Source organism: Actinoplanes palleronii (genome assembly GCF_016862315.1).
GTDB classification, from domain to species: domain Bacteria; phylum Actinomycetota; class Actinomycetes; order Mycobacteriales; family Micromonosporaceae; genus Actinoplanes; species Actinoplanes palleronii.
In genome coordinates, this window is the sequence record NZ_BOMS01000122.1 from 62,951 (window position 1) to 86,154 (window position 23,204).

The 23,204-nt window shown below is 71.4% G+C and carries 20 protein-coding genes and 1 pseudogene; 6 read left to right on the forward strand and 15 right to left on the reverse strand.

What is annotated here, in order from left to right; genetic code table 11:
• Nucleotides 1-3: 3 nt before the first annotated feature.
• The 4 genes from Apa02nite_RS36805 to ndhC are packed head-to-tail and all read right to left on the reverse strand — an operon-like array spanning nt 4 to nt 2,043.
• A complete protein-coding gene (locus Apa02nite_RS36805) occupies nt 4-582 on the reverse strand; it encodes a DNA-3-methyladenine glycosylase I (RefSeq protein ID WP_275412571.1) in 579 nt (192 codons plus the stop codon).
• Nucleotides 579-1,067 (reverse strand): SRPBCC family protein, encoded by a 489-nt coding sequence (locus Apa02nite_RS36810; protein ID WP_067697603.1) that lies wholly within the window; start codon nt 1,065-1,067, stop codon nt 579-581. Before Apa02nite_RS36810 ends, Apa02nite_RS36805 begins: the two co-directional genes overlap by 4 nt.
• A complete protein-coding gene (locus Apa02nite_RS36815) occupies nt 1,064-1,612 on the reverse strand; it encodes a DivIVA domain-containing protein (RefSeq protein ID WP_239164795.1) in 549 nt (182 codons plus the stop codon). The genes Apa02nite_RS36810 and Apa02nite_RS36815 overlap by 4 nt, the downstream gene beginning before the upstream one ends.
• Before the next feature lie 53 nt (nt 1,613-1,665).
• Nucleotides 1,666-2,043 (reverse strand): NADH-quinone oxidoreductase subunit A, encoded by a 378-nt coding sequence (ndhC, locus tag Apa02nite_RS36820; RefSeq protein WP_067697605.1) that lies wholly within the window; start codon nt 2,041-2,043, stop codon nt 1,666-1,668.
• Between the two features lie 175 nt (nt 2,044-2,218).
• Between ndhC and Apa02nite_RS36825 the strand changes: the two genes are divergently transcribed.
• Together Apa02nite_RS36825 and Apa02nite_RS36830 are read left to right on the forward strand one after the other, a co-directional pair.
• Nucleotides 2,219-4,072 (forward strand): 2-oxoacid:acceptor oxidoreductase subunit alpha, encoded by a 1,854-nt coding sequence (locus Apa02nite_RS36825; protein WP_067697607.1) that lies wholly within the window; start codon nt 2,219-2,221, stop codon nt 4,070-4,072.
• Nucleotides 4,065-5,087, forward strand: a complete 1,023-nt coding sequence (locus tag Apa02nite_RS36830) for a 2-oxoacid:ferredoxin oxidoreductase subunit beta (RefSeq protein WP_203829164.1) — start codon at nt 4,065-4,067, stop codon at nt 5,085-5,087. The genes Apa02nite_RS36825 and Apa02nite_RS36830 overlap by 8 nt, the downstream gene beginning before the upstream one ends.
• Nucleotides 5,088-5,266: 179 nt before the next feature.
• On the opposite strand, the gene Apa02nite_RS36835 is transcribed toward Apa02nite_RS36830, so the two are convergent.
• The 3 genes from Apa02nite_RS36835 to Apa02nite_RS36845 form a co-directional block, all read right to left on the reverse strand.
• Nucleotides 5,267-6,283, reverse strand: a complete 1,017-nt coding sequence (locus Apa02nite_RS36835) for a potassium channel family protein (RefSeq protein ID WP_067697611.1) — start codon at nt 6,281-6,283, stop codon at nt 5,267-5,269.
• Nucleotides 6,284-6,391: 108 nt separating this feature from the next.
• A complete protein-coding gene (locus Apa02nite_RS36840) occupies nt 6,392-8,971 on the reverse strand; it encodes an adenylate/guanylate cyclase domain-containing protein (protein ID WP_239164796.1) in 2,580 nt (859 codons plus the stop codon).
• A 523-nt stretch (nt 8,972-9,494) separates the two neighbouring features.
• Nucleotides 9,495-9,707, reverse strand: a complete 213-nt coding sequence (locus Apa02nite_RS36845) for an FmdB family zinc ribbon protein (RefSeq protein WP_203829166.1) — start codon at nt 9,705-9,707, stop codon at nt 9,495-9,497.
• Nucleotides 9,708-9,786: 79 nt separating this feature from the next.
• On the opposite strand from Apa02nite_RS36845, the gene Apa02nite_RS36850 reads away from it, so the two are divergent.
• Nucleotides 9,787-11,187 carry a murein transglycosylase gene (locus Apa02nite_RS36850; protein ID WP_203829167.1) on the forward strand — a complete coding sequence of 467 codons (1,401 nt, stop codon included), beginning with the start codon at nt 9,787-9,789 and terminating at the stop codon, nt 11,185-11,187.
• A 107-nt stretch (nt 11,188-11,294) separates the two neighbouring features.
• Complete coding sequence (locus Apa02nite_RS36855) at nt 11,295-12,311, forward strand: GNAT family N-acetyltransferase (RefSeq protein WP_203829168.1); 1,017 nt, start codon at nt 11,295-11,297, stop codon at nt 12,309-12,311.
• A gap of 158 nt (nt 12,312-12,469) precedes the next feature.
• Here the strand turns inward: Apa02nite_RS36855 and hemB are convergent, their stop codons facing one another.
• From hemB to Apa02nite_RS36895, 8 genes are all read right to left on the reverse strand, one after another.
• Complete coding sequence (gene hemB / locus Apa02nite_RS36860) at nt 12,470-13,459, reverse strand: porphobilinogen synthase (protein WP_203829169.1); 990 nt, start codon at nt 13,457-13,459, stop codon at nt 12,470-12,472.
• Between the two features lie 57 nt (nt 13,460-13,516).
• Nucleotides 13,517-15,103, reverse strand: a complete 1,587-nt coding sequence (locus Apa02nite_RS36865) for a bifunctional uroporphyrinogen-III C-methyltransferase/uroporphyrinogen-III synthase (RefSeq protein WP_067697618.1) — start codon at nt 15,101-15,103, stop codon at nt 13,517-13,519.
• Nucleotides 15,100-16,062 (reverse strand): hydroxymethylbilane synthase, encoded by a 963-nt coding sequence (gene hemC / locus Apa02nite_RS36870; RefSeq protein ID WP_203829170.1) that lies wholly within the window; start codon nt 16,060-16,062, stop codon nt 15,100-15,102. Before hemC ends, Apa02nite_RS36865 begins: the two co-directional genes overlap by 4 nt.
• On the reverse strand, nt 16,059-17,372 hold the full coding sequence (locus Apa02nite_RS36875) for a glutamyl-tRNA reductase (RefSeq protein ID WP_067697622.1): 1,314 nt from the start codon (nt 17,370-17,372) through the stop codon (nt 16,059-16,061). Before Apa02nite_RS36875 ends, hemC begins: the two co-directional genes overlap by 4 nt.
• Nucleotides 17,369-18,100, reverse strand: coding sequence for a redox-sensing transcriptional repressor Rex (locus Apa02nite_RS36880; protein WP_067697628.1), 732 nt, complete (start codon nt 18,098-18,100; stop codon nt 17,369-17,371). Before Apa02nite_RS36880 ends, Apa02nite_RS36875 begins: the two co-directional genes overlap by 4 nt.
• 232 nt (nt 18,101-18,332) lie before the next feature.
• Nucleotides 18,333-18,974 (reverse strand): HAD family hydrolase, encoded by a 642-nt coding sequence (locus tag Apa02nite_RS36885; protein WP_067697629.1) that lies wholly within the window; start codon nt 18,972-18,974, stop codon nt 18,333-18,335.
• 11 nt (nt 18,975-18,985) lie between these two features.
• Nucleotides 18,986-19,234 (reverse strand): glutaredoxin family protein, encoded by a 249-nt coding sequence (locus tag Apa02nite_RS36890; RefSeq protein ID WP_067697632.1) that lies wholly within the window; start codon nt 19,232-19,234, stop codon nt 18,986-18,988.
• Entirely contained in the window at nt 19,231-20,730 is a 1,500-nt protein-coding gene (locus Apa02nite_RS36895) for an AMP-binding protein (RefSeq protein ID WP_203829171.1), read from the reverse strand. Before Apa02nite_RS36895 ends, Apa02nite_RS36890 begins: the two co-directional genes overlap by 4 nt.
• Before the next feature lie 434 nt (nt 20,731-21,164).
• Between Apa02nite_RS36895 and Apa02nite_RS36900 the strand changes: the two genes are divergently transcribed.
• Nucleotides 21,165-22,061, forward strand: a complete 897-nt coding sequence (locus Apa02nite_RS36900; protein WP_083971854.1) for an ECF subfamily RNA polymerase sigma factor, BldN family — start codon at nt 21,165-21,167, stop codon at nt 22,059-22,061.
• 133 nt (nt 22,062-22,194) lie between these two features.
• A pseudogene (locus tag Apa02nite_RS36905) lies at nt 22,195-23,091 on the forward strand (DUF5667 domain-containing protein); the annotation flags it as partial.
• Between the last annotated feature and the right edge of the window lie 113 nt (nt 23,092-23,204).

Sequence of the window (23,204 nt, forward strand, 5' to 3'; positions counted from 1 at the left end):
CCCCTATCCCATCACGGGGACCCAGCAGCCGATCAGGTGGTCGTCGACCATGCCGGTGGCCTGCATCAACGCGTACGCGGTGGTGGGGCCGACGAACTTCAGGCCGCGCTTCTTGAGCGTCTTGGCCAACGCGGTGGACTCGGCCGTGATCGCCGGGACCGCGCCGCGGTCGGCCGGGCGCGGCCGCTTCTCCGGCGCGAACGACCAGAGCAGCTCGGTCAGCTCACCCGGGGCCAGCTCGGCGGCCACCCGCGCGTTGTGCAGCGCGGCGTCGACCTTCATCCGGTTCCGGACGATGCCCTCGTCGGCCATCAGCCGGGCCGCGTCGGCCTCGGTGTACGCCGCGACCTTGGCGATCGAGAAGTCGTCGAACGCCGCCCGGAACGCCGGGCGCTTGCGCAGGATGGTGATCCAGGACAGGCCGGACTGGAAGGCCTCCAGGGTGAGCCGCTCGAAGAGCGCGTCGTCACCGCGGACCGGCCGGCCCCACTCGGTGTCGTGGTACGCCGCGTACTCCGGTGAGCTCCCGCCCCAGAAGCAGCGGGCCCGCCCGTCGTCGCCGATCGCGAGATCCGCGGTCACGGCAGGCGACCCTGCTCGATCAGCCGGCCGAACTTCTTCAGCGCCCCGGTGAAACCCAGCTTCGACCCGGGCCAGAGCACCGGCCAGGCGATCTTGCCGACCGGGCCGGGCGGCAGGTGGAACCACTCGTGCAGGACGACCTGGGTACGGTCACCGGACATCGCCGTGCAGCGCATCGAGCCCGGGCCGCGCAGCACCTTGCCGCAGTGCACGACGCGGACCTCGTACGGTGCGTTGACCTTGACGACGCGCAGCTCGTCGCGGAGTACCGCCGGGCCGAGCGTGGTGACCGCCTCGACCAGGCTGCCCTCGCCGCCGTCGCCCTCGACCACCCGGACCCGGGTGAACGGGATCCACTCGGACTGCTTCTCCCAGTTCAGGAACGCGGCGAAGACCTTCGCCGCCGGGGCGTTCACGATCACCGTGGCGGTGAACTCCCCGGATCCCGGTGCTGCGGCGTCGTCGGCTGGGCCGCCGGCGCTCATCGGCTCTCCGCCGGCTCCTCGTCGGCGGCCGGCGGGGTGACCGGCGGGACCGCGGCCACTTCCACCGCGGGGCCTTCCGGGTCCTTCTCGTCCACGTCCTTGTCCGGAGCGACCGACGCCTCGTTCGGGGCCACCGGCTCCTTGTCCGGGGCGACCGGTGCGGGCTCGGCGGCGGCGACAGCGGGGGCGACAGCGGCCTCCCGGGCGGCACGCAGGCCGTCGGCGTCCTCGAGCCGGCCCTCACGCAACGCCGTCACCTCGGCCTCCAGCACGCCGATCAGTTCACCCTTGTAGCCGATGTCGTACGCCGCGCGCTGCAGCGCCTGGTCGACCTGGGACATCCGGTACCCGCGCCAGGCGGTGTCGAACCTGGTCCGGGAGATGTCGTCCTCGCCCAGCGGGCGGTCACCGGGCAGCGGCACCGACTGACCGTCCGGCTCGACCGGGGTGAGCCCGGAGTCGCCTCCGCTCAGGAGAACGGTCACGCCGAAGACGATCGTCCCGACGACCAGTGCGACGACAATGAAGAGCAGAAGCTGACTCATGCGCACGATGTTGACATGTCGGCTTTCCGTAGGCGAGTCCGCCACCCGTCCTGTCAGGTCCAGCCGAGGATCTTCTTACGCCACGCATAGAGGATTCCCAGCGCGAGCACCGCCACGAAGACGCCCATCTCGGCGATCGCCGCGCCGCCGAAGCCGGGCCGGTCGAAGATGATCGCCCACGGGAAGAGGAAAACGGCTTCCACCGCAAAAAGCACATAAAGGTACGCATAGACGTAGTACCGGATCTGCGCCTGTGCCCAGTCACCGCCGACCGGGTCGATGCCGCTCTCGTACGGGATCCGCTTGCCGGCGGGCTCGGCCGGACGTGCCGGGCGCAGCAGACGGTTCGCCCCGAAGGCGGCCACGAACAGCAGAACCCCGGCGGCGAGGACGAGCCCGAGGAGCGCGTAGGAGCCCAGATATCCGTCCACGATCGTGCAGCCTACCCAAGACCACTAGCTGCCGGGAGCACCGGCTGGCTACTGTGGGCAACGGTCCGCGCCCGCTTCCGTAAGGGGTGGCGAAGTAGGCTGGGAGTGACGACACGCGGGCTGGCGCATCGACGTTCGTACACAAGATCGGCCCGCGCTCTTTGGAGGTTGAAACGTGGCCCCTCCCGCGAAGCGAGTCGAGCAGCTGGACCGTGTGGTGATCAGATTCGCCGGCGACTCGGGCGATGGCATGCAGCTCACCGGTGATCGGTTCACCTCGGAGACCGCTCAGCTCGGCAACGACATCTCGACGTTGCCGAACTTCCCCGCTGAGATCCGCGCACCCGCCGGGACCCTGCCGGGGGTCTCCAGTTTCCAGGTCCACTTCGCCGACTACGACATCCTGACCCCGGGCGACGCGCCGAACGTGCTGGTCGCGATGAACCCGGCCGCCCTCAAGGCCAACGTGTCGGACCTGCCACCGGGCGCCGACATCATCGTCAACACCGACGAGTTCACCAAGCGCAGCCTGGCCAAGGTCGGCTACCCGGCCGATCCGCTGCACGACGGCTCGCTGGCCGAGTACTCCGTGCACCCGGTCGCGCTGACCTCGATGACGGTCGGCGCGCTGGCCGGGCTCGGCATCGCCAAGAAGGACGCCGAGCGCGCCAAGAACATGTTCGCGCTCGGCCTGCTGAGCTGGATGTATTCCCGCCCGTTCGCGTCAACCCTGCGGTTCCTGGAGCGCAAGTTCGCCAAGCGGCCGGAGCTGGTCGAGGCGAACAAGACCGCGTTCCAGGCCGGGTGGAACTACGGCGAGACCACCGAGGCGTTCTCGGTGCGGTACGAGATCAAGCCGGCCAAGATGCGCCCGGGGACGTACCGGAACATCACCGGCAACCAGGCGCTCTCACTCGGGCTGGTGGCCGCCGCGGTGCGGTCCGGGCTGCCGCTCTTCCTCGGGGCGTACCCGATCACGCCGGCCTCGGACATCCTGCACGAGCTGTCCAAGCACAAGCGGTTCGGCGTCACCACGATGCAGGCCGAGGACGAGATCGCGGCGATCGGTGCGGCGCTGGGCGCGTCGTACGGCGGGGCGCTCGGCGTGACCACCACGTCCGGTCCCGGTGTGGCGCTCAAGGGCGAGACCATCTCCCTGGCGATCGCGCTCGAGCTGCCGCTGGTCGTCGTCGACGTGCAGCGGGCCGGCCCGTCGACCGGCATGCCGACCAAGACCGAGCAGGCCGACCTGAACATGGCGCTGTACGGCCGGCACGGCGAGGCGCCGCTCGCGGTGATCGCCCCGAGGTCACCGTCGGACTGCTTCCACGCCGCGTTGGAGGCGGCGCGGATCGCTCTGACCTACCGCACGCCGGTCATCCTGCTCTCCGACAACTACGTGGCCAACGGCTCCGAGCCGTGGCTGCTGCCGTCGGTCGACGAGTTGCCCGACCTGTCCGTCGAGTTCACCACCGCCCCGAACGCCGAGGACGGCAAGTTCCTGCCCTACCTGCGCGACCCGGAGACGATGGCGCGGCCGTGGGCGGTTCCCGGCACGCCGGGCCTGGAGCACCGGATCGGCGGGCTGGAGAAGGCCGACAAGACCGGCGACATCTCCTACGACCCGGACAACCACGAGTTCATGGTCCGCACCCGGGCCGCCCGGATCGAGGCGATCCAGGTGCCCGACGTGGACGTGGAGGACCCGTCGGAAGCCGCCCGGGTCCTGGTGCTGGGCTGGGGCTCCACCTACGGCCCGATCGGGGCGGCGTGCCGGGCGTTGCGGCAGCGCGGGCTGACGATCGCGCAGGCGCACCTGCGGCACCTCTCGCCGCTGCCCGCCAACCTCGGCGAGGTGCTGAGCGGCTACGACCGGGTGGTCATCCCGGAGATGAACCTCGGTCAGCTCGCCCACGTGATCCGGGCGCGGTATCTGATCGACGCGGTGCCCTTCAACCAGGTCAGCGGCCTGCCGTTCACCGCGGCCACGCTGGAGAACATGCTGGAGGACGTGGTCAAGAATGGCTAGCCCGGCGATACCCCTGAAACTGACGATGAAGGACTTCAAGTCCGACCAGGAGGTCCGCTGGTGCCCGGGCTGCGGTGACTACGCGATCCTGGCCGCGGTGCAGAGCTTCATGCCGGAGCTGGGCATCCCCCGGGAGAACATCGTCTTCGTCTCCGGCATCGGCTGCTCGTCGCGCTTCCCGTACTACATGAACACCTACGGGCTGCACTCGATCCACGGCCGTGCCCCGGCGATCGCCACCGGCCTCTCGGCGTCCCGCCCGGACCTGAGCGTCTGGGTGGTCACCGGCGACGGCGACGCGCTCTCGATCGGCGGCAACCACCTGATCCACGCGCTGCGCCGCAACGTCAACCTGAAGATCCTGCTGTTCAACAACCGGATCTACGGCCTGACCAAGGGGCAGTACTCGCCGACGTCCGAGCTCGGCAAGATCACCAAGTCGACGCCGGCCGGTTCGGCGGACTCGCCGTTCAACCCGCTCTCGCTCGCGCTGGGCGCCGAGGCGACGTTCGTGGCCCGCACGATCGACTCGGACCGCAAGCACCTGCAGTCGGTGCTGCGCGCCGCGGCCGAGCACGAGGGTTCGGCGTTCGTCGAGATCTACCAGAACTGCAACATCTTCAACGACGGCGCGTTCGACCTGATCAAGGACGCCGAGTCGCGGGACGCGCACCTGATCCGCCTGGAGCAGGGCCGGCCGATCACGTTCGGCGCCGACGACCGGTTCTCGGTGGTGCACCCGGAGGGCAGTTTCGGCCTCCAGGTGCAGGAGGGCGGCGCCGCGATCGTGCACGACGCCACTGTCGACGACCCGGCCTACGCGTTCGCCCTGAGCCGGCTCTCCGGCTCGGACCTGAGCACCACCCCGATCGGGGTGTTCCGCAACGTGCGGCGCCCGTCCTACGACGAGCTCGTCCGCAAACAGCTGCTCGACGCGCAGGCACAGGCCACCGGCACCCCGGAGGAGATGCTCAACGATCTCCTGAACTCCGGCGACACCTGGACCATCCCCTAGGGCGCAGGATTCCGGCTGGCTCTCAGGGGTGCCTCCGCGTCGCGGAGGCACCCCTGAGGACCAGCCAAGCACCGCGAGTCGCGGCGCGGTCCGGGCCGGGCACGGTCTCGCGGCGGCCTCACGGGCGGCGCCGTGGCTCGTAGCCTACGGACGGGACCCGGTATTCGTACCGAATAGGGTTAGACAGAGACCCCGGTCGGCGCTGACTCGTCGTCGCGGATGTAGACGAGCAGGTCACCGGTCTCGATGGTGACCTCGGCCGTGCCGCCGAGCGGCAGCACCTTGCCCCGCCTGATCAGCGCGACCACCAGGGTCTGCAGCTGGCGCGGGTTGCGGCCGACCTCGGCGCGTTCCGCGGAGCGCATCGCCAGCGCCATCCCCTGACCCGGGGTGAGCAGGTCCTCGACCACGTCGATCAGCGGCGGCGCGGTGGTGGTCAGGCCCAGCAGACGACCGGCCGTGGACGACGAGACGATCACGTGGTGCGCGCCGCTCTGCTTGAGCAGCGCCGCGTTCTCCTGCTCACGGACCGACGCGATGATCCGCACCTGGCCGGCGGTCAGCTGCCGCACGGTCAGGGTGATCAGCACGGACGCCTCGTCCTGGTCGGTCGCAATGATCACCGACTTGCAGTTCTTCACGTCCGCCTCGAGCAGCACCGCCGAGCGGGTGGCGTTGCCCTCGATCACCACGAGGCCGTTCGCGGTGGCCTGCCGGACCGCGGCCTCCCGGTTCTCCACGATCACGATCCGCGACTTGACGTACCCGGTCTCGAGCAACGCGTCGACCGCCGCCCGGCCCTTGGTGCCGTAGCCGCAAATGATCACGTGGTCTTTCAACTTGGACCTCCACCGGCTGATCCGGAGCCCTCGGCGGTACTGGTCGGTCAGCACTTCCAGGGTGGTGCCGACCAGGATGATCAGGAAGAGCACCCGGGCGGGCGTGATGAACAGGACGTTGATCAGACGCGCGCCCTGGGTGGCCGGGGTGATGTCGCCGTATCCGGTGGTGGAGAGCGAGACGACCGCGTAGTAGAAGCAGTCGAGCAGCGTCAGCCCGTCGCCGTTGACGTCCCGGTAGCCGCCGCGATCCAGATAGACGACCGTCACCGCACTCAACACCAGGGTGAACGCCATCGCCAGCCGGACAGCGAGGGCTCGCAATGGTCCTTGTCGGACCAGCGGTAGGTGAATCATGGAACCGCCTGCACGGAAGACACCCTAACGGCCGATGTGATGGTCACGCCCGGTGGACATCAGATCAGTACCCGGCCGGATCCGCACCATCAGGCCAGCCAGTACCCGCTATCGGGCGATCTGGGCGAACCGGGCCGCGCCGTCCTCCAGGTCGGGATGCTCCACTGCCAGCGCCATCGCCACGATCCGGTCGAAGCCCAGGTTCGCGCCGTCGGCGTAGGCCGCGTCGAACGCGGCGTCACCGAGCGCGAGCCGCAACGCGGTCTGCTGCGCAGACCAGAAAGCGCCGAACGATTCGGTACGCCGGGCCCCGCGCGCCGCCTCCGCCCCGCCGAACAGCACGGTCGCGCTCGTCGGGTCCCCGCCCAGCGCGCACCGCACCGCGATGGCCGCCACCGCGTCGGCGGCCGCACCCCGGAACCCGTGCCGCAGCCTCGAACGCAGCGCCACCACCAGATGATCGTGCGCGGCCACCAGGTCACCGCGGCGCAGCGCGACCATGCCGAGCAGCCAGTCCACCGCCCGCCGGCCACGGTCCTCGGGACGGCCGGCCTCCAGCTGACGGGCCGCGCCGAGCAGCTCGGCCGCCTCGGTCAGCGCGTCCCGGCGCCAGAACAGCTCGGCCAGCGCCAGCACCGCGGGCAGCGCCTCGGTGGCCACCCCGGCCCGTTCGGCCTGGGCGATCACCGACCGGCAGGACCGCTCGGTGGCCTCGTCGGCGCGCTCGTCCAGCCGGACCCGTTTGCCGCCCAGCGCCCGCACCAGCAGAGCCGGGTCACTGGCCCGCCGGGCCGCCCGCTCGGCGCGGTGCAGGAAGTCGTCCCGCTCGTCCCGGTCGTCGGTCAGGTCGGCGTGGATCAGGTACGCCTGGGCCAGCTCGGCCGGGTCCGCGTCCGGGCCGAGCCGCTCGTAGAGCCGGGCCAGCAGGTTCCGGCCCTCGCCGGCGCCGCCGTGCTCACGCCACCACGGGTTCAGCGCGCCGGCCAGCCGCAGCCCGGAGCGCACGTCGCCACCCGCCGACGCCCAGCGCAGCGCGGTCTGCCACTCCGCGACGTACGGCCCCAGGTCGGTCAGCGACAGGGTCCGCAGCTGCCCGTCGGTGTCCACCGCGACGGTCGTCAGCGTCTCCAGCGACCAGGCCAGGTGCCGGTCCCGGACGACCTGCTCGTCACCGGCGGTCGCGAGCCGGCGCAGCGCGTACGCCCGCACCAGCCCGGACATCCGGTACCGCGGCCCCGGCACCACCTCGATCAGCGACTTGTCGGCCAGCTCGGAGAGCGCGCTGAGCGCCCCCTCGCCGCACCAGTCGACGGTGGCCAGGTCGACCGGCCCGGCGAAGACCGCGAGCCGGCGCAGCAGCTCGGCGGCCCGGCTGCCCAGGCTGCGGTACGACCACTCCAGGTTGTTGCGCAGGCTGTCGTGCCGGCCCTCGCCGCAGGCGTCGTTGTCCAGCGCGCCGAGCGGGTCGTCCAGCCGCCGGGCCAGCAGGTCGGCCGGCATCAGCCGCAGCCGGCCGGCGGCCAGCTCGATGGCGAGCGGCGAGCCCTCCAGGCGCGCGGCCAGCTCGGCCAGCTGCTCGTCGTCCCCGCCGTCCCGCCCGCCACGCGCCGCCGCGGCCCGGTCCCGCAGCAGCGCGAACGCGTCGGCCGGCGCCATCGGCGGGATCCGCCACACGGTCTCCCCGGCCAGCCCGAGCGGGGCCCGCCCGGTGGCCAGCACGTCCAGCCGGCGGCAGCGGGCCAGCAGCCGGTGGGCCAGCACCGCGGTCAGCCCCGGCGCGGCGTCGCAGGTCTGCAGGATGACCAGCATCCGTCGTTCGGCGCACTCCTCGACCAGGGTCTCGATCGCCGGCCGCCCCGGTTCCGGCCGCAGGCCGAGGGCCGCGGCGAGGGCGGTGGGCAGGCCGCCTGCCGCGCTGACCGCATCGATCGACCAGACCCCACCGGGGTACGACTTGAGCATCTGCTCACCCGCCGCGAGACTGAGCCGGGTCTTGCCGGAGCCGCCCGGCCCCACCACGCTGACCAGCCGGTGGTGACTGACCAGCTCGGTCAGCTCGGCGATCTCGGCCTGCCGCCCGACGAACGAGCTGTGCTCGGCCGGCAGGTTGTGCCGGGGCGCCTCGGCGGTCCGCGGTCGCGGGAAGTCCCGTTCCAGGTCCGGCGCGAGCACCTGGTAGAGCTGCTCGTCGTCGTCGAAGCCGCGCAGCCGGAACGCGCCGAGGGCGAGCAGGTCCACGGTGGCCAGCGTCGCCGCCGCCACACCGCCGGCGGGCCCGGCCGAGGCGTACGTGGCGGTCACCGCCAGCGCGGTCGCCGCCGAGCAGAGCACCTGGCCGCCGTGTGCCGCGGCGGACACCCGGGCCGCCCGGTGCACCTCGGCGCTGGCGTACTCGGTGCCGATCGGGGTGGCCCGGCCGGTGTGCAGTCCCATCCGGACCTTCGGGACGGCGTCGGCGCGCGGCCAGTCGTGCGAGGCGAGCCTCCGCTGGGCCTCCACACAGGCGGCCACGGCGGCGTCGGCGTCGGCGAACGCCACGAAAAAGGAGTCACCCTCGGTGAGGAGTTCGACACCACCGAAGTCACTCAGCGCAGCACGTAACACTGAGCGATGTGCGTTCAGCACATCGCGATAGGTGTCACCGAGCATCCGGGCCAGTCGTGTTGAGCCCTCTATGTCAGTGAACATAAAGGTCACGAGGCCACTGGGTAGCTCGAGCCGTCTCGACACGGTGGAACCTCCGCCCCTTTCGAGAAGTCGCGACTCATGGTGCCGTACCGCAGAGTCACCGCCCATCGTAGAAACGGACGGTAACCATCTGCCCGCCATGGCCGACCCCTTACGGAGGACATCACCGAAGAGTGGGATCGACATCGGCATACGGGACTACGCGTGTCGTAACGAAAGAGATCGAACGCGGAAACGAGGCGGGCGGGCAAAACCGCCGGACTGTCCGGGTGTACCCGTACGTGGTGTCCCACCCCCTGGGAAGTCGGCCCTGAGCTGGGCGGATTTGCCTGCAACGGGTGGAGGGCCAGGCACTGAGGGTGAGAATGGACAGGTGGTTGGCCACCAATGTCGACGCACGACCGGATCGCGCATTTTTGCGTAAGGAGTGGCGCAGATCACTTCTTCGCGAGGCCCGTTCGGGGTCAGCCGAGCGCCCCCACGGCCCGGACGACCCCGTTCGAACCGGGGAACGGCGGCCGGGTCAGCAGCCGCAGCCGCCGCCGCAGCACCCTCCTCCGCCGCCGGACGGCGCCGGAGCGGATCCACCGCGGCCGGTGACAGCGACTGTGGACAGCAGCTTGACGGTGTCGTCGTGGCCCTGCGGGCAGGCGGCCGGAGCGGCGGCCTCCCGCATCGGGCGGCTGACCTCGAAGGTGGCTCCGCAAGCGCGGCAGCGGTAGTCATAGCGCGGCATCGGACCAGCGTAGGGCCCCTTTGCCCAGCGCGCTCCGGCGACCTACCTAGCGGGCTCGCCGCCCGGTAGGGTCGAGCCCGTGGCGGAGGAGCGGAAGATCCCAGCAGGGCGGCCGGAGTTGCGTGCGGCGGCGCCGCATCAGGGTGGCCCGCTGGGCAGTTCCGGTGCGGCCCCGGTCGAGGGTTCCGTGCCGGACAAGTCCGTCGCGCCGGACAAAACCGTTTCATCGGCCTCGCCGGCCTCGCCGGGCGCCGCCGAAGGTAAGGCCCTCGCCGCTGAGGGTAAGGCCCCCACCGGCGGCGCGGCCGCCGCCCCTGAGGGCAAGGCCTCCACCGAGGGCACGGCGGACGGCAAGCCAGCTGACGAGAAGGCCACAACGGACAAGCCCGCTGACTCGGCTGCGCCCGCGACCGCCAAGGCCGAGCCCGCGACCGCGCCCGCCAAGACTGCCCCTCTGCTCGTGCCCGCCAAGACCGCGACGCCGAATGTGCCGGCCAAGAAGAGCCTGGTCCGGCGCTCGCTGACCCTCGCCGGCCGGGGCGGCCGCGGTGTGCTGGCCTGGTCGAAACGACCCAGCGGCCGGGTGATCCTGCCCAGCGTCGTGGTCGTCATCCTGGTCGGGCTCGGCGGCGCCGCGGGCGTCTACCTGGTCCCCCGCGCCCTGGAGGCCGCACCCACCCTGAGCGCCACCCCCACCTTCGGCGCCGGCGCGGCCGCTCCCGCCCCGTCCGCGAGCGACCCGTACGCGTTCCCGGCCGGCGGCTTCCCCACCGGGTTTCCGACCGGCTTCCCGACCGGCCCGGTGGCCACCGGCGCGGCCCCGGGCTACACGGTTCCACCGGCCACCGTGCCCGGTGGCGTGTTCCCGACCGCCACCGGCGGCGTGAGCGTGACCCGCCCGGCCGAGGCCCTCGCCTCCTGGGCGCAGGCGGCCGGCACCAAGGTGGGCATCCCGGTGGTCGCGGTCCAGGCGTACGGGTACGCCGAGCTGGTGACCGCGCAGACCGTCCCGACCTGCCACCTGAACTGGACCACGCTCGCCGCGATCGGCAAGGTGGCCTCCGGGCACGGCAGCGCGAACGGCGCGGTCCTCGGCGTCGACGGGCTGGTCCAGCCGGCCATCTACGGCCTGCCGCTGGACGGCCAGGGCGGCCGGATGCTGGTCAAGGACACCGACCAGGGACTGCTCGACCAGGACGCCACCTACGACCGCGAGGTCGGCCCGATGAAACTGATCCCGAGCGCCTGGCAGGCGAACGCGGTGGACGCCGACCGGAACGGCACCCCGGAGATCAACGACATCGACGACGCCGCGCTGGCCGCCGCCACCGCGCTCTGCAAGGACGCCAAGGGCAGCGTCCGTGACCTGTCCCGGGCCGACTCCTGGTGGGACGCGGTGCTGAGCTACAGCGCGCTCCGCACGTCGGCGCAGAAGGTCTTCGAGGCCGCCAACGACTACGGCGCCCGCAGCCGCGCCTGATCCGTACCGGCCGAAACCGCCCAGCAGCCGCGACGCTCGGTGAGTGTGTGCGTACTTTTGCGTGGTCAGCACTTCCCTGAAGGTCCGTTAAACGGCACGATGTACGAGTGAGGGTGCGCGAATGGGATCCCCGCTCCGCGTCCGCGGCTGAGATCCACTCCTTGGTGGAGACGGTCAACGCGGTGCTGGCGGCTGATCTCCCCGACGATCCACCCTGGCGCGACGTCCAGGTCCGGGACTATCTCGCCGAGACGATGCCGGGTGAACGCCGGATCTGCTGGGTCGCCGAGGACGATCGGCTCCCGGACGGGGAGAGCCAGATCTACGCCCTGGTCAGCATCCTGCTGCTGGGCGACATCGGCGTGCTCGAGATACTCGTCGAGCCGCACCTGCGCCGCCGGGGACTCGGCCGCGAGCTGCTCGCCGTCGCCGCGCGCCGGGCGTACCTCGAAGGGTTTTCCTCGATCGGTGTGGAAGCGATCGGCGGCACCCCCGCCATCGGGTTCTACGAGGCGCTCGGCTTCGAGCGGGAGTATGTGGAGACCCGCAGTGTCCTGAGTCTGGACACCGTCGACTGGGCGTCGCTGACCACGATGGCCGGCGGGATCAGCAGCGGCTACCGGGTGGAGTACCACCCGGGCGGCCCGCCCGCCGCGCTCCTGGAGGCCTACGCCCATGCCAAGGCGCAGGCGCAGACCGACGACGACGATCTCGAGCTGACGCCACGCTCCTCCGACCCGGAACGCCTCCGGGAGTCGCTGGAGACGCTGCACCGGCGTGGCCTGAAGCCGTACATCGTGCTGGCCATCCACGAGGCGACCGGCGCCGTCGCCGGGCTGACCGAGGTGGTCGTCCCGGCGCAGCATCCGGAACGCGCCGATCAGTACGACACGATCGTCGTCCGCGAGCACCGCGGCTACGGCATCGACCGGGCGATCAAGGCCCGGATGCTGTTCGAGCTGCGTGGCGCCGAGCCCGGCCTGGGCCAGGTGCAGACGTGGAACGCGCAGCACAACGAGTCGATGCTGAAGGTCAACGCCGAGCTGGGCTACCAGTCCGACCGCGACTGGTTCGAATACATCGCCGACGTCGGCCAACTGGTCCAGCGGCTCGCCCCCAGCTAGCTGGCTGGCTGTGCTAATTGGCTGTGCCAGCTGGCTCCGCTTCGCTCCGCGGCAAAACGCCTTTTAAGCCGATGAGATGGCAGCTGATTTTCCGCCGCCCGCAAACCCCGCGGGCGTCGAAAAATCAGCTGCCATCTCATCGGCGGCGTTTTGCGAATTTAGTAGCGGGTGCGGAGGAGATGGGCGGCCTCGAGGGCCCAGTAGGTGAGGGTGATCTGGGCGCCGGCTCGTTTGATCGAGGTGAGTGACTCCAGGATGGCCCGCTCGCGGTCGATCCAGCCGTTCGCGGCGGCCGCCTCGATCATCGAGTACTCGCCGGAGACCTGGTAGGCGGCGACCGGGACGGTCACCCGGTCGCGGACCGCGGCGATCACGTCCAGGTACGGCAGGGCCGGCTTGACCATCACCATGTCCGCGCCCTCGGCCACGTCCAGGTCCACCTCGCGCAGCGCCTCCCGCAGGTTCGGCGGGTCCTGCTGGTACTGCCGGCGGTCACCCTGCAGCGTCGACTCGACGGCCTCGCGGAACGGGCCGTAGAACGCGCCCGCGTACTTCACCGCGTAGGCGAGCACCCCGACGTCCTGATGCCCCGCCCGGTCGAGGGCCTTGCGGATCACGCCGATCTGGCCGTCCATCATCCCGGACGGGCCGACCACGTGCGCCCCGGCCACGGCCTGGGCCACCGCCATCTCGGCGTACACCTGCAGGGTCGCGTCGTTGTCCACCGAGCCGTCCGGGGCCAGCACGCCGCAGTGCCCGTGCGAGGTGAACTCGTCGAGGCAGAGGTCGCCCATCACCACCGTCGCGTCGCCGACCTCGGCGATCACGTCCCGCAGGCCGACGTTGAGGATGCCGTCCGGGTCGAGGCCGGCCGAGCCGGTCTCGTCCTTGTTGGCGTCCTCCGGCACACCGAAGAGCATCAGGCCGCCGATACCGGCGCTGACCGCCTCGTGCGCGACCTTGCGGAGTGATTCACGGCTGTGCTGCACCACGCCGGGCATCGAGCCGATCGGGCGCGGCTCGGTCAGCCCTTCCTTGACGAAGAGCGGCAGGATCAGCTCGGCCGGCGAGAGGCGGGTCTCCTCGACCAGCCGGCGGATGGCCGGGGTGCGCCGCAGCCGGCGCGGGCGGATGTCGGGGAAAGACATCGGGTGCTCCTCAACGGAAAACGCGCCGGGGGAGGAAACCCCCGGCGCGCAGTCGGATCAGCGGAAACGAAGAGCCGTGGGGCCCTGCACCTTGGAGCCACGACGCTGCTTGGCGGGCATCGCCGCCAGCTTCTCGCGCAGTTCCAGGGCGTACTCGGCGAGCGCCTCGACCAGGTCCGGCACCGAGGCGTCCTGCGGCTGGGTGTCCACCCGCAGACCGAACTCGATCGCGGTCTCCGCGGTCTTCGGGCCGATCACCGCGACGACCGTGCGGGCGTGCGGCTTGCCGGCGATGCCGACCAGGTTGCGAACGGTCGAGGACGAGGTGAAGAGCACCGCGTCGAAGCCACCCGACTTGATCGCGTCACGGATCTCGGCCGGCGGCGGCGCGGCCCGCACCGTCCGGTACGCGGTCACGTCGTCCACCTCCCAGCCCCGCTCGATCAGGCCGGCCGCGAGGGTCTCGGTGGCGATGTCGGCGCGCGGCAGCAGCACCCGGCCGACCGGGTCGAGGATCTCGTCGTGCGGCGAGAACTCGGCCAGCAGGCCCTCGCTGGACTGCTCGCCGGCCGGGATCAGCTCGGGCTGGATACCGAACGCGCGGACCGCCTCGGCGGTGGCCTCACCGATGCAGGCGATCTTCACGCCACCGAAGTGGCGAGCGTCCAGGCCGTGCTCGGCGAACTTCTCCCAGACTGCGCGAACCGCGTTCACCGAGGTGAAGACGACCCAGGCGTACCGGCCGTCGACGAGGCCCTTGACCGCGCGCTCCATCTGCGCCGGGGTGCGCGGCGGCTCGACCGCGATGGTCGGCACCTCACACGGGATGGCGCCGTAGGCCCGCAGCCGCGCGCTCATCGCACCGGCCTGCTCCTTGGTCCGCGGGACCAGCACCTTCCAGCCGTACAGCGGGCGGTTCTCCCACCAGCTCAGGGCGTCGCGCTCGCCGACCTCGGCGCCGACGGTCAGCACCACCCGGCCGGTGAAGCCGAGCGCCGCCGCGACGAAGCTGTCCACCGTCGAGGTCGTCGTGTACTGGGTCTCCCCGGTGCCGTCGCCGGTCACGCCGACCGGCACGCCCGGCTCGACACCTGCCGCGAGCAGCCCGTCCCGGACCGCGGCGAGGTCACCGGCGTCCACCGCGACCGCGAACGAGCCCTTCTGGGCCGCACCGGCCAGCGCGTCGAAGTCCAGGGTGGTGACGTCGTCGACGTCGGCGGCGATCCGGACGCCGGGCAGCGGCACACCCGCGTACGCGGCCACGCCCTCGGCCTGCCCGATACCCGGGATCACCTCGAAGTGCACGGCGGTCCGGGCGACCGCCTGCACCTCCTTGACCACCGAGTCGTGGCCGAACGGGTCGCCGGCCACGAGGTGGACGGCGGCCAGGCCGGACTTGGCCGCGGAGAGCAGCACCTTGGCGACGTCGCCGGGGGCGCCCTCGGCCGGGCTGAACTGTGCGTCCTCTTTCGCGTCCGCGCGTACCGCGGCCAGCAGCGACTCGGGGACGCCGCGGTCGTAGACCACCTGGTCGGCATCGGTCAGCGCGCTGTAGGCGCGGCGGGTCAGCAGCTCCGGGTCGCCGGGTCCGGCGCCGATGAACGCGATGCGTCCGGCTGGCTTGCGGGCGGTGCGGGTGGTCATTCTGTGCTCCCCATCAGGGTATCGGCGCCGGCGTCGAGGAGGTCGGCGGCGAGTGCCTTGCCGATCTCCGCCGCGCTGGCGGGCGTTCCGGTGCGCGACAGCCGGATGGCTCGAACCCCATCCGGGCTGATCACCGCACCGCGCAGGTGAATCATCTCCTCGCCAGGCCCGTCCCCGAAGGTCGAGCCGGCATGCCCACCCCGCACGAGGCGGGCATAGGCGGCGACCGGGGCGGCACACCCGGCCTCCAACGTGGCCAGCAATGCCCGTTCCGCCAGCACGGCGGAGCGGGTCGGTGCGTGGTCGAGCGCAGCCAGCGTCTCGACCAGGTCCGCGTCGCCGGCCCGGCACTCGACCGCCAGCGCACCCTGTGCAGGGGCGGGCAGCATGAGCATCGGGTCCAGCGTCTCGGTGATCTCGGCGGTCCGGCCCAGGCGGGCCAGTCCGGCATGGGCGAGCACGACCGCGTCGAGGTCGGCCCGAGGGCCGAGCACGCGGGCGATGCGGGTGTCGACGTTCCCGCGGATCGGCGTGACCTGCAACTCCAGCCCGAGCGACCGCAACTGCGCGATCCGCCGGACCGCGCCGGTGCCGATCAGCGCGCCGGGCGCCAGGTCGGCGAGGGTCTTGCCGTCCCGCGCCACCAGGGCGTCCCGCGGGTCCTCCCGGCGGGGCACCGCGCCGATGTGCAGGCGTGGGTGCTCGGTGGTCGGCAGGTCCTTGTACGAGTGCACGGCGATGTCGATCTCACCGGCCAGCAGCGCGTCACGCAGCGCGGAGACGAACACCCCGACGCCGAGCTCGGCCACCGGCGCGGACGAGGTGTCGCCGCGTGTGACGATCGGGACCAGCTCGACCGGACGGCCGGTGGCCGCGGTCAGCTCGTCGGCGACCGTCTGCGACTGGGTGAGCGCCAGCGCGCTCCCCCGGGTACCGAGGCGCAACGGTGTGGTCGTCACGCTCTGCCTCCGATCTCGGGTACCGCGTCAGCGTGGGTGGCGTGCGGGACGTCCAGGTCGAACAACTCGCGGAGCAGGGTGGCGTACTGGTCCCCGCCCGGCTCGGCGGCCAGCTGCCGCACCCGCACGGTCGGCGAGTGCAGGATCTGCTGGACGACCCGGTGCAGGGTACGGGAAACGTCGGCCCGCTGCTCCTCGCTGAATTCCGGGTGCCGGGTCAGCAGTTTGCGCATCTCGGCGGAGACCACGTCCTCGGCCCGGTTCCGCAGCGCGGCCACCGTCGGCGCGATCTCGGCGCCACGCATCCAGCCGAGGAAGTTGTCCACCTCGCCGGCCACGATCTGCTCGACCGCGGCGGTCTCGGCCACGGCCGGCAGCGCGCGCCGGCTGGCGGCCAGCGTGTCGATGTCGATCACGGCGAGACCGGGCAGCCCGGCGGCCTCCGGAGCCACGTCCCGGGGCACCGCGAGGTCCAGCACCACCAGCGGCGTCACCGAGGTACGGGCGGCGAGCGCGGCGGTCAGCCGCTCACGGGTCAGCACCGGCGTGGTGGACGCGGTCGCGGTGACCACGATGTCCACCTCGCTGAGCGCCGTGGCCAGGTCGTCGAACGGCACCGCGACAGCGCCGTACGCCTCGGCCAGCCGGTCGGCACGTTCCGCGCTGCGGTTGGTGATCCGCAGCGGGCCGACACCGGTCCGGGTGAGCGTGGCGACCGACAGCGAGCCCATCGCGCCGGCCCCGATGACCAGCGCGGGACGGCCGGTGAGGTCACCGCCGAGGTGCTCGGCGGCCACCTCCAGCGCGGCCGAGACGACGCTCTGCCCGGCCTTGTCGATGCCGGTCTCGGAGTGCGCCCGTTTGCCGACCCGCAGCGTCTGCTGCATCAGCTCGTGCAGCAGCCGGCCGGCCGAGTCGGCCTCGGTCGCCGAGTGGTACGCGTCCCGCAGCTGCCCGAGGATCTGCGCCTCGCCGACGACCATCGAGTCGAGGCCGGCCGAGACCCGGAACGAGTGCCGGACCGCCGCCTCGCCGTAGTGCACGTAGAGGTGGCCGGCCAGGTCGGTGGCCGGGATGCCGGAGTGCTGGGCGAACACGTTGCAGATGTCACCCAGGCCGCCGTGGAAACCGGTGACCGAGGCGTACACCTCGACGCGGTTGCAGGTGGCGACGAGGACGGCCTCGTTCACGTACGGCTGGGCGACGAGTTTCTGGAGCATCTCCGGGACTTGGGCCTCGGGGATGGTGAGCCGTTCCAGTACGGCGACGTCGGCGGTGCGGTAGGACGCACCGATGCTGAGCAGATTCACGACCCGACTGCCTCCTGGTCGTCATGCCGTCCGCCGGGAAGGGCGGTCAGCGACGCCTTGCGGTGTTCATGGAACGAGAGGATCTGCAGCTCGATGGCGAGATCCACCTTGCGCACGTCGACGTTCGGCGGGACCGACAGCACACAGGGCGCGAAGTTCAGGATGCTTGTCACACCGACCGCGACCAGCAGGTCGGCGACCGCCTGGGCGGAGGTGGGCGGGGTGGCGATCACACCGATCGCGAGCGTCTCCTCGGCGGCGACCCGGGCCAGGTCGTCGATGTGCCGCACGGCCATCCCGTTTATCACCTCGCCGACCTTCTTGCGGTCGGCGTCGAAGAGCGCGACGACCCGGAAGCCGCGGCTGGCGAAACCGGCGTACCCGGCCAGCGCGTGTCCCAGATTGCCGACTCCGACCACGCAGACCGCGCGGTTCTTGTCCAGGCCCAGGATGTACTCGACCTGGTCGACGAGCAGGGCGATGTCGTAGCCGACGCCGCGGGTGCCGTACGACCCGAGATGCGAGAGATCCTTGCGGAGTTTCGCGGAGTTGACCCCGGCTGCGGCGGCCAGACCCTCGCTGGATACCGTTTCTGCGCCGGCCTCGGCCAGATGGTGCAGGGCGCGAAGGTATTCGGGCAGCCGAGCGATCGTCGCCTCCGGAAGATCCGGGAAGGCGGGGACGCCACCGGCTTCGCCGGACGTGCTTCCGTGACGGTGCTGGCTCATCTGACTCCGTGCCGACGAGGCGAAACTGCGGTGAGCCCGATCTGAGCGATACCGGTGCCACCCTCGTGGGGCGGCTGTGGTAGCGGGGCTCGTCGGAGTCACAGAGTAGGCGCTTGTGAAGGCGTGCACAAATCGCGATCTTGTCGGGACAATTGGACAGGATCGACCCGGCTGTGATAGCCGAGCCGACCCGTCGAGTATTACCGGTGATGGACCGCCAGGGCCACCTGACTCAGAGTGACAGGGCCAGGTTCACCGCTTCCAGCAGTGTGTCGGCGACCGGACGGCCGGATTCCCGCAGGCGCACCGGGTGGGTGAAGCCCCCGGTGTAGAGCACCGAGGCGGCGCCCACCGCGTCCGCGGCGTAGGCGTCGTCGAGCGAGTCACCGATCAGCACCACCTGGTCGCCGGGTACGCCCAGGCCCTCCAGGTGCCGGGCCAGGTGACCGGCTTTCAGGTCACCGCCCACCTCGGTGCGCAGCCCGTCGACCCGGGTGAAGACCCCGGCCAGGCCGTAGGTGTCCACGGCCGGCACCAGCTCGCTGTGGAACCACATGGAGAGCAGCGACTGCGTGCCGGGCCAGCTCTTGATCGCGGTCATCGCGTCGGCGGCCAGGGTGATGTCGGTGAGCCCCAGCCGGTACGCGTCGTGGAAGATCCGGTCCAGCCGGCCGAACTCCTCCTCGTTCACCGCCCGGCCGAGCATCTCCGCGTAGAACTCGGCGACCGGCCGGCGGAACGTACGCCGGTGTTCGTCCGCGTCCACGGCCCGCGCGCCGAGCGAGGCGAACGCCTCGTTCGTCGACGACACCACCAGGTGCAGATCGTCGAGAAGGGTTCCGTTCCAGTCCCAGACCAGGTGTGTAGCTGTCACGCTCGCAGAAACTACAGGTGCGGTTCCCCTGGTTGTCGAGCCAAATCCCGCAGAAGCCGGGCCTCCTCCACCCGCCAGTAGCCGTGCTCCTTGCCGTCCAGCAGCACCACCGGCACCCGGTCGTCGTAGTCGCGCTGCAGCTCGACCGACGAGTCCACGTCCACCCGGGTCCAGTCGCCGGGCGCGATCCGGTCCAGGGCCTGCTCGGCCACCTCGCACAGGTGGCAGCCGTCCCGGCTGATCAGGGTGATGCGACTCAAGACAGCTCCCTCTTCCGGATCTTGCCACTCAGCGACCGGGGCAGCGCGGCGACCAGCTCGATGGTCGGCAGCTTGAACCGGGCCAGCCGGGCGGCACAGTGCACCTGCAACTCGGTGGTCGACGGCACGGGCTCGCCGACCGCCACCACGTAGGCGTGCGGCCGCTGCCCGGCGTCCCGGTCCGGCCGGGCCACCACCGCCGACTCGGCCACCCGCGGATGCGCGTCCAGCACCCGCTCGATCTCGGCGGGGTAGACGTTGAACCCGTTCACCAGGATCAGCTCGCCGATCCGGTCGACGAGGATCAGGTCGCCCTCGCCGTCCGCGTACGCGATGTCGCCGGTCGCCCACCAGCCGTCGGAGTCCGGGCCGTCGCGGCCGTCCGGCCAGTAGCCGGCGAACAGGTTCGGGCCGCGCACCACGATCTCGCCCGGGTCGGTCCCGGCCGAGGCGGCCGGCGCGAGGTCCAGCTCGGCGAGATCTTCCTCGGGCGAGGCCGTGCCGTCCCGCCACAGGTCAAACCCATTTTTGGTACGCAGGGAGAGCTCGACCCCGGGCAGTGGCCGTCCGATCGAGCCGGTCTTGCCGCGATCACTGACCGCGGTCGTGGTCAGCACCGGGGCGCACTCGGTCAGGCCGTACCCGATCAGGATCGTCGTGCCGGTGGCGGCCCGGAAGCGCGCGGCGGTCGCCTGGTCCAGCGGCGCCGCGCCGCACACCGCGGTCCGCAGCCCGCCCAGCGCCTCGCCCGCAGCGGGCAGCCGGGACCAGGCCTGGTACATCCCGGGCACGCCGACCACGACGGTCACGCCGCGCTCGGCGATCAGGTCGAGAGTGGCCGCCGGGTCGAACCTGTCGACGAGCACCCCGGTCGCCGCGTGGTGCGCCACGCTGCCCAGCCCGGTGTTCAGCCCGTACGCGTGGAAGAACGGCACGGCGAGCAGCACCACGTCGTCCGGGCCGATCACCGGCGGCTCGATCCGGTCGAGCTGCTCGTGGTTCGCCGCCAGCGCGGCGTGGGTGAGCATGGCGGCCTTGGGCCGGCCGCTGGTGCCGGACGTGTAGAGCAGCACCGCGAGGTCACCGGCGGCGACCGCGGGAAGGTCGGCCGCGGCCGCCCCGTCGAACTCCGGTGCGACGCACAACGCCGTCAGGCCCAAACGGACTTGGTCTGTTTGTCCGATGACGATCAGCGCACAGCCGGCGTCGGTGATCGCGTGCCGCACCTCGTCGGCGGTGTAGCCCGGGTTGATCGGCACCGCGACCCGACCGGCCCGCAACGTGCCGAACCAGGTCACCACGAAGTCAACGGTATTGCCGAGCACGGATGCGACCCGGTCGCCGGGCGCTGTCCGGGCGGCCACGAACCGGGCCGCCACGGTGACCTTCGCATCCAGGTCCGCCCAGGTCAGCACGGTGTCACCGGCGATGAGCGCGGCGGCGTCCGGACGGCGGGCCGCGGCGTGCGCGACGGGATCGGGGGCGGGTTCCTCCACGAACGCCGAGTCTGGCACAAACCGCGCCCCGCCGGGATAGCGGACAGCCGGTCCGTTGCCTCCGGCCCCGGATCAGACAGGGTGACCTTGACACAGGATGCCGAGTTCGGACGGATTCGCGGCTTTGCGCGCAGCGCACATGGTGTGCGACTCCCCGTGTCCGAACCCGGTGATACTTCCGGTCTGTGTAACAGACTCCACACGATTGGGTGAGGTCACCGGCGATTTCCGCGGGTTACCCCACCCCTTTTGTATGCGAGTGACCACCCTCATCCCGAGGAGGCCGCTGTGCCACACAAACGACGGAACCACCGTGAATCCCTGTCTGGCGGGACGGATTCATGGTCGCCGCAGGCCCGCCGGGTTGAGGAGGCGCAGTGACTCATGTGTACGCCGGAGACCCGTACCACCGCGACGGGCTCGCCGGGAGACATGTGCTCACCGACGGTTTGAACGCCATTCGCGAGTCGGTCGACGGAGTCATCGCCAACACCATCCGAGGGGACGGCCCGAAGCGCACCGGTAACCGACGACCGATCAACAACTCGCCCTCGGTGCCGGCACCCGGCACCAACGGCAAGTTCGGTGGCAACCGGGTCGGCCCGCCACGGCCGCCGTCCCAGCCGACCGCCGGGCAGCGTTCGAACCTGCCCGAGACCGAAACCGTCGGCGGTGAGCACACCGTCGTCCTGCCCACCCAGAGCAAGACCGGGCCGCCGACCGAGACCGAGCCACCGAAGTATCCGGCCCGTCCGGCGCCGGGCGACGCGGCGGCGGCGGTGTGGGCGCTCGTCGAACGGGCCCAGGCCGGCGAGACCGAGGCGTTCGGGCTGATCTACGACCGGTACGTGGACACCGTCTTCCGGTTCGTCTACTTCCGGGTCGGCAACCGTCAGCTGGCCGAGGACCTGACCTCCGACACCTTCCTGCGTGCCCTCAAGCGCATCGGCAGCTTCACCTGGCAGGGCCGTGACCTGGGCGCCTGGCTGGTCACCATCGCTCGCAACCTGGTCGCCGACCACTTCAAGTCGGGCCGGTACCGCCTCGAGGTGACCACCGGCGACGTGCTGGACGCCGACCGCGAGGACCGCGGGCCGGAGGGCAGCCCGGAATCCGCGGTGGTCGACCACATCACCAACGTCGCGCTGCTGACCGCGGTCAAACAGCTCAACCCGGAACAGCAGGAGTGCATCGTGCTGCGCTTCCTGCAGGGCTTCTCGGTCGCCGAGACCGCGCAGACCATGGGTAAGAACGAGGGCGCCATCAAGGCACTGCAGTACCGGGCGGTGCGCGCGCTCAACCGGCTCCTGCCGGAAGGATTCCAGTCTTGATCGGGCGCGCTCAGATGTCGATCTCCGATACCCGATGGTCCCTCCCGGCACCCGTAACCGGACCCGCGTGTCGCGCGTTTGTCCGGATGCGACCTACGGCTGCCAATCGTGCCCCGGTCGCCGACGCCGGCACATGCGCCGGCGGGACACTCACGAGCGAGGGGAGGTGCCCACGGTGAACATCCCTTTTCTGGATCGCCGGAGCGCCGAGCGCTTCGCGGAGCTGGTCGACGATCCCGGTGGCGTAGGTCGGCACCACAGTCGTGGTCACGCCGATGAGGGGCTGACCGAACTGGTGGCCCTCGGCCACCGACTCGGCGCCACCCGGCCCGCCGGACAGGTCGACACCGAGTTCCGTGTCGGGCTGCGCGCCATGCTGGTCGCCACCGCCGAGCGGGACGGCATCGGCCGGACCGCCGTCGAGGCGGAACCCGAGCAGATCGCCGAGCTTCCGCACCACGGACGGCGGGCCCTCTTCGGCCGCCGGATCCGGACCCGGGGCGCGATCGTGCTCGGCGTGGCCGCCGGCGCGATGGCCGTCTCCGGAATCTCCGCGGCGAGCGAGAACGCCACGCCCGGCGACGCGCTGTACGGCGTCAAGCGCTCCACCGAGCGGGCCCAGCTGGCGATCGCCGGCTCGGACGCCAGCCGCGGGCAACTGTCACTGGACTTCGCCCGCAACCGGCTGAACGAGGCGACCTCGATGGCCGGTGACGCGCCGGACTTCCGGGACGTGCTGGACGACATGGACGCGGACACCCGCAAGGGCGTCAAACTGATCACCACGTCGGCGGTGTCCCGCAAGGACATCAGTCAGCTGACCACGCTGGACACTTTCGTCACCGACCAGCGCACCACGTTCGCACCGGCGATGCCGAAGCTCTCCCCGGCCAACCGGGAACGGGCGATGACCTCGCTGGGGCTGCTCGAGGACGTGACTCAGCGGGCCGAACAGCTGCGCAAGGGCCTGGGCTGCGACAAGCTCGACCCGGCCGGCAGCGACCAGCTCGGACCGAAGCTGGACGGCTGCGGCGGCGGCGCCGAACCGGCCGACAAGACGCCGTCGACGTCGACGCACTCCGGCGGCGGCACCAAGTCGAACAAGCAGAACAACCCGGACGCGACGCCGAGCAAGTCGGTACG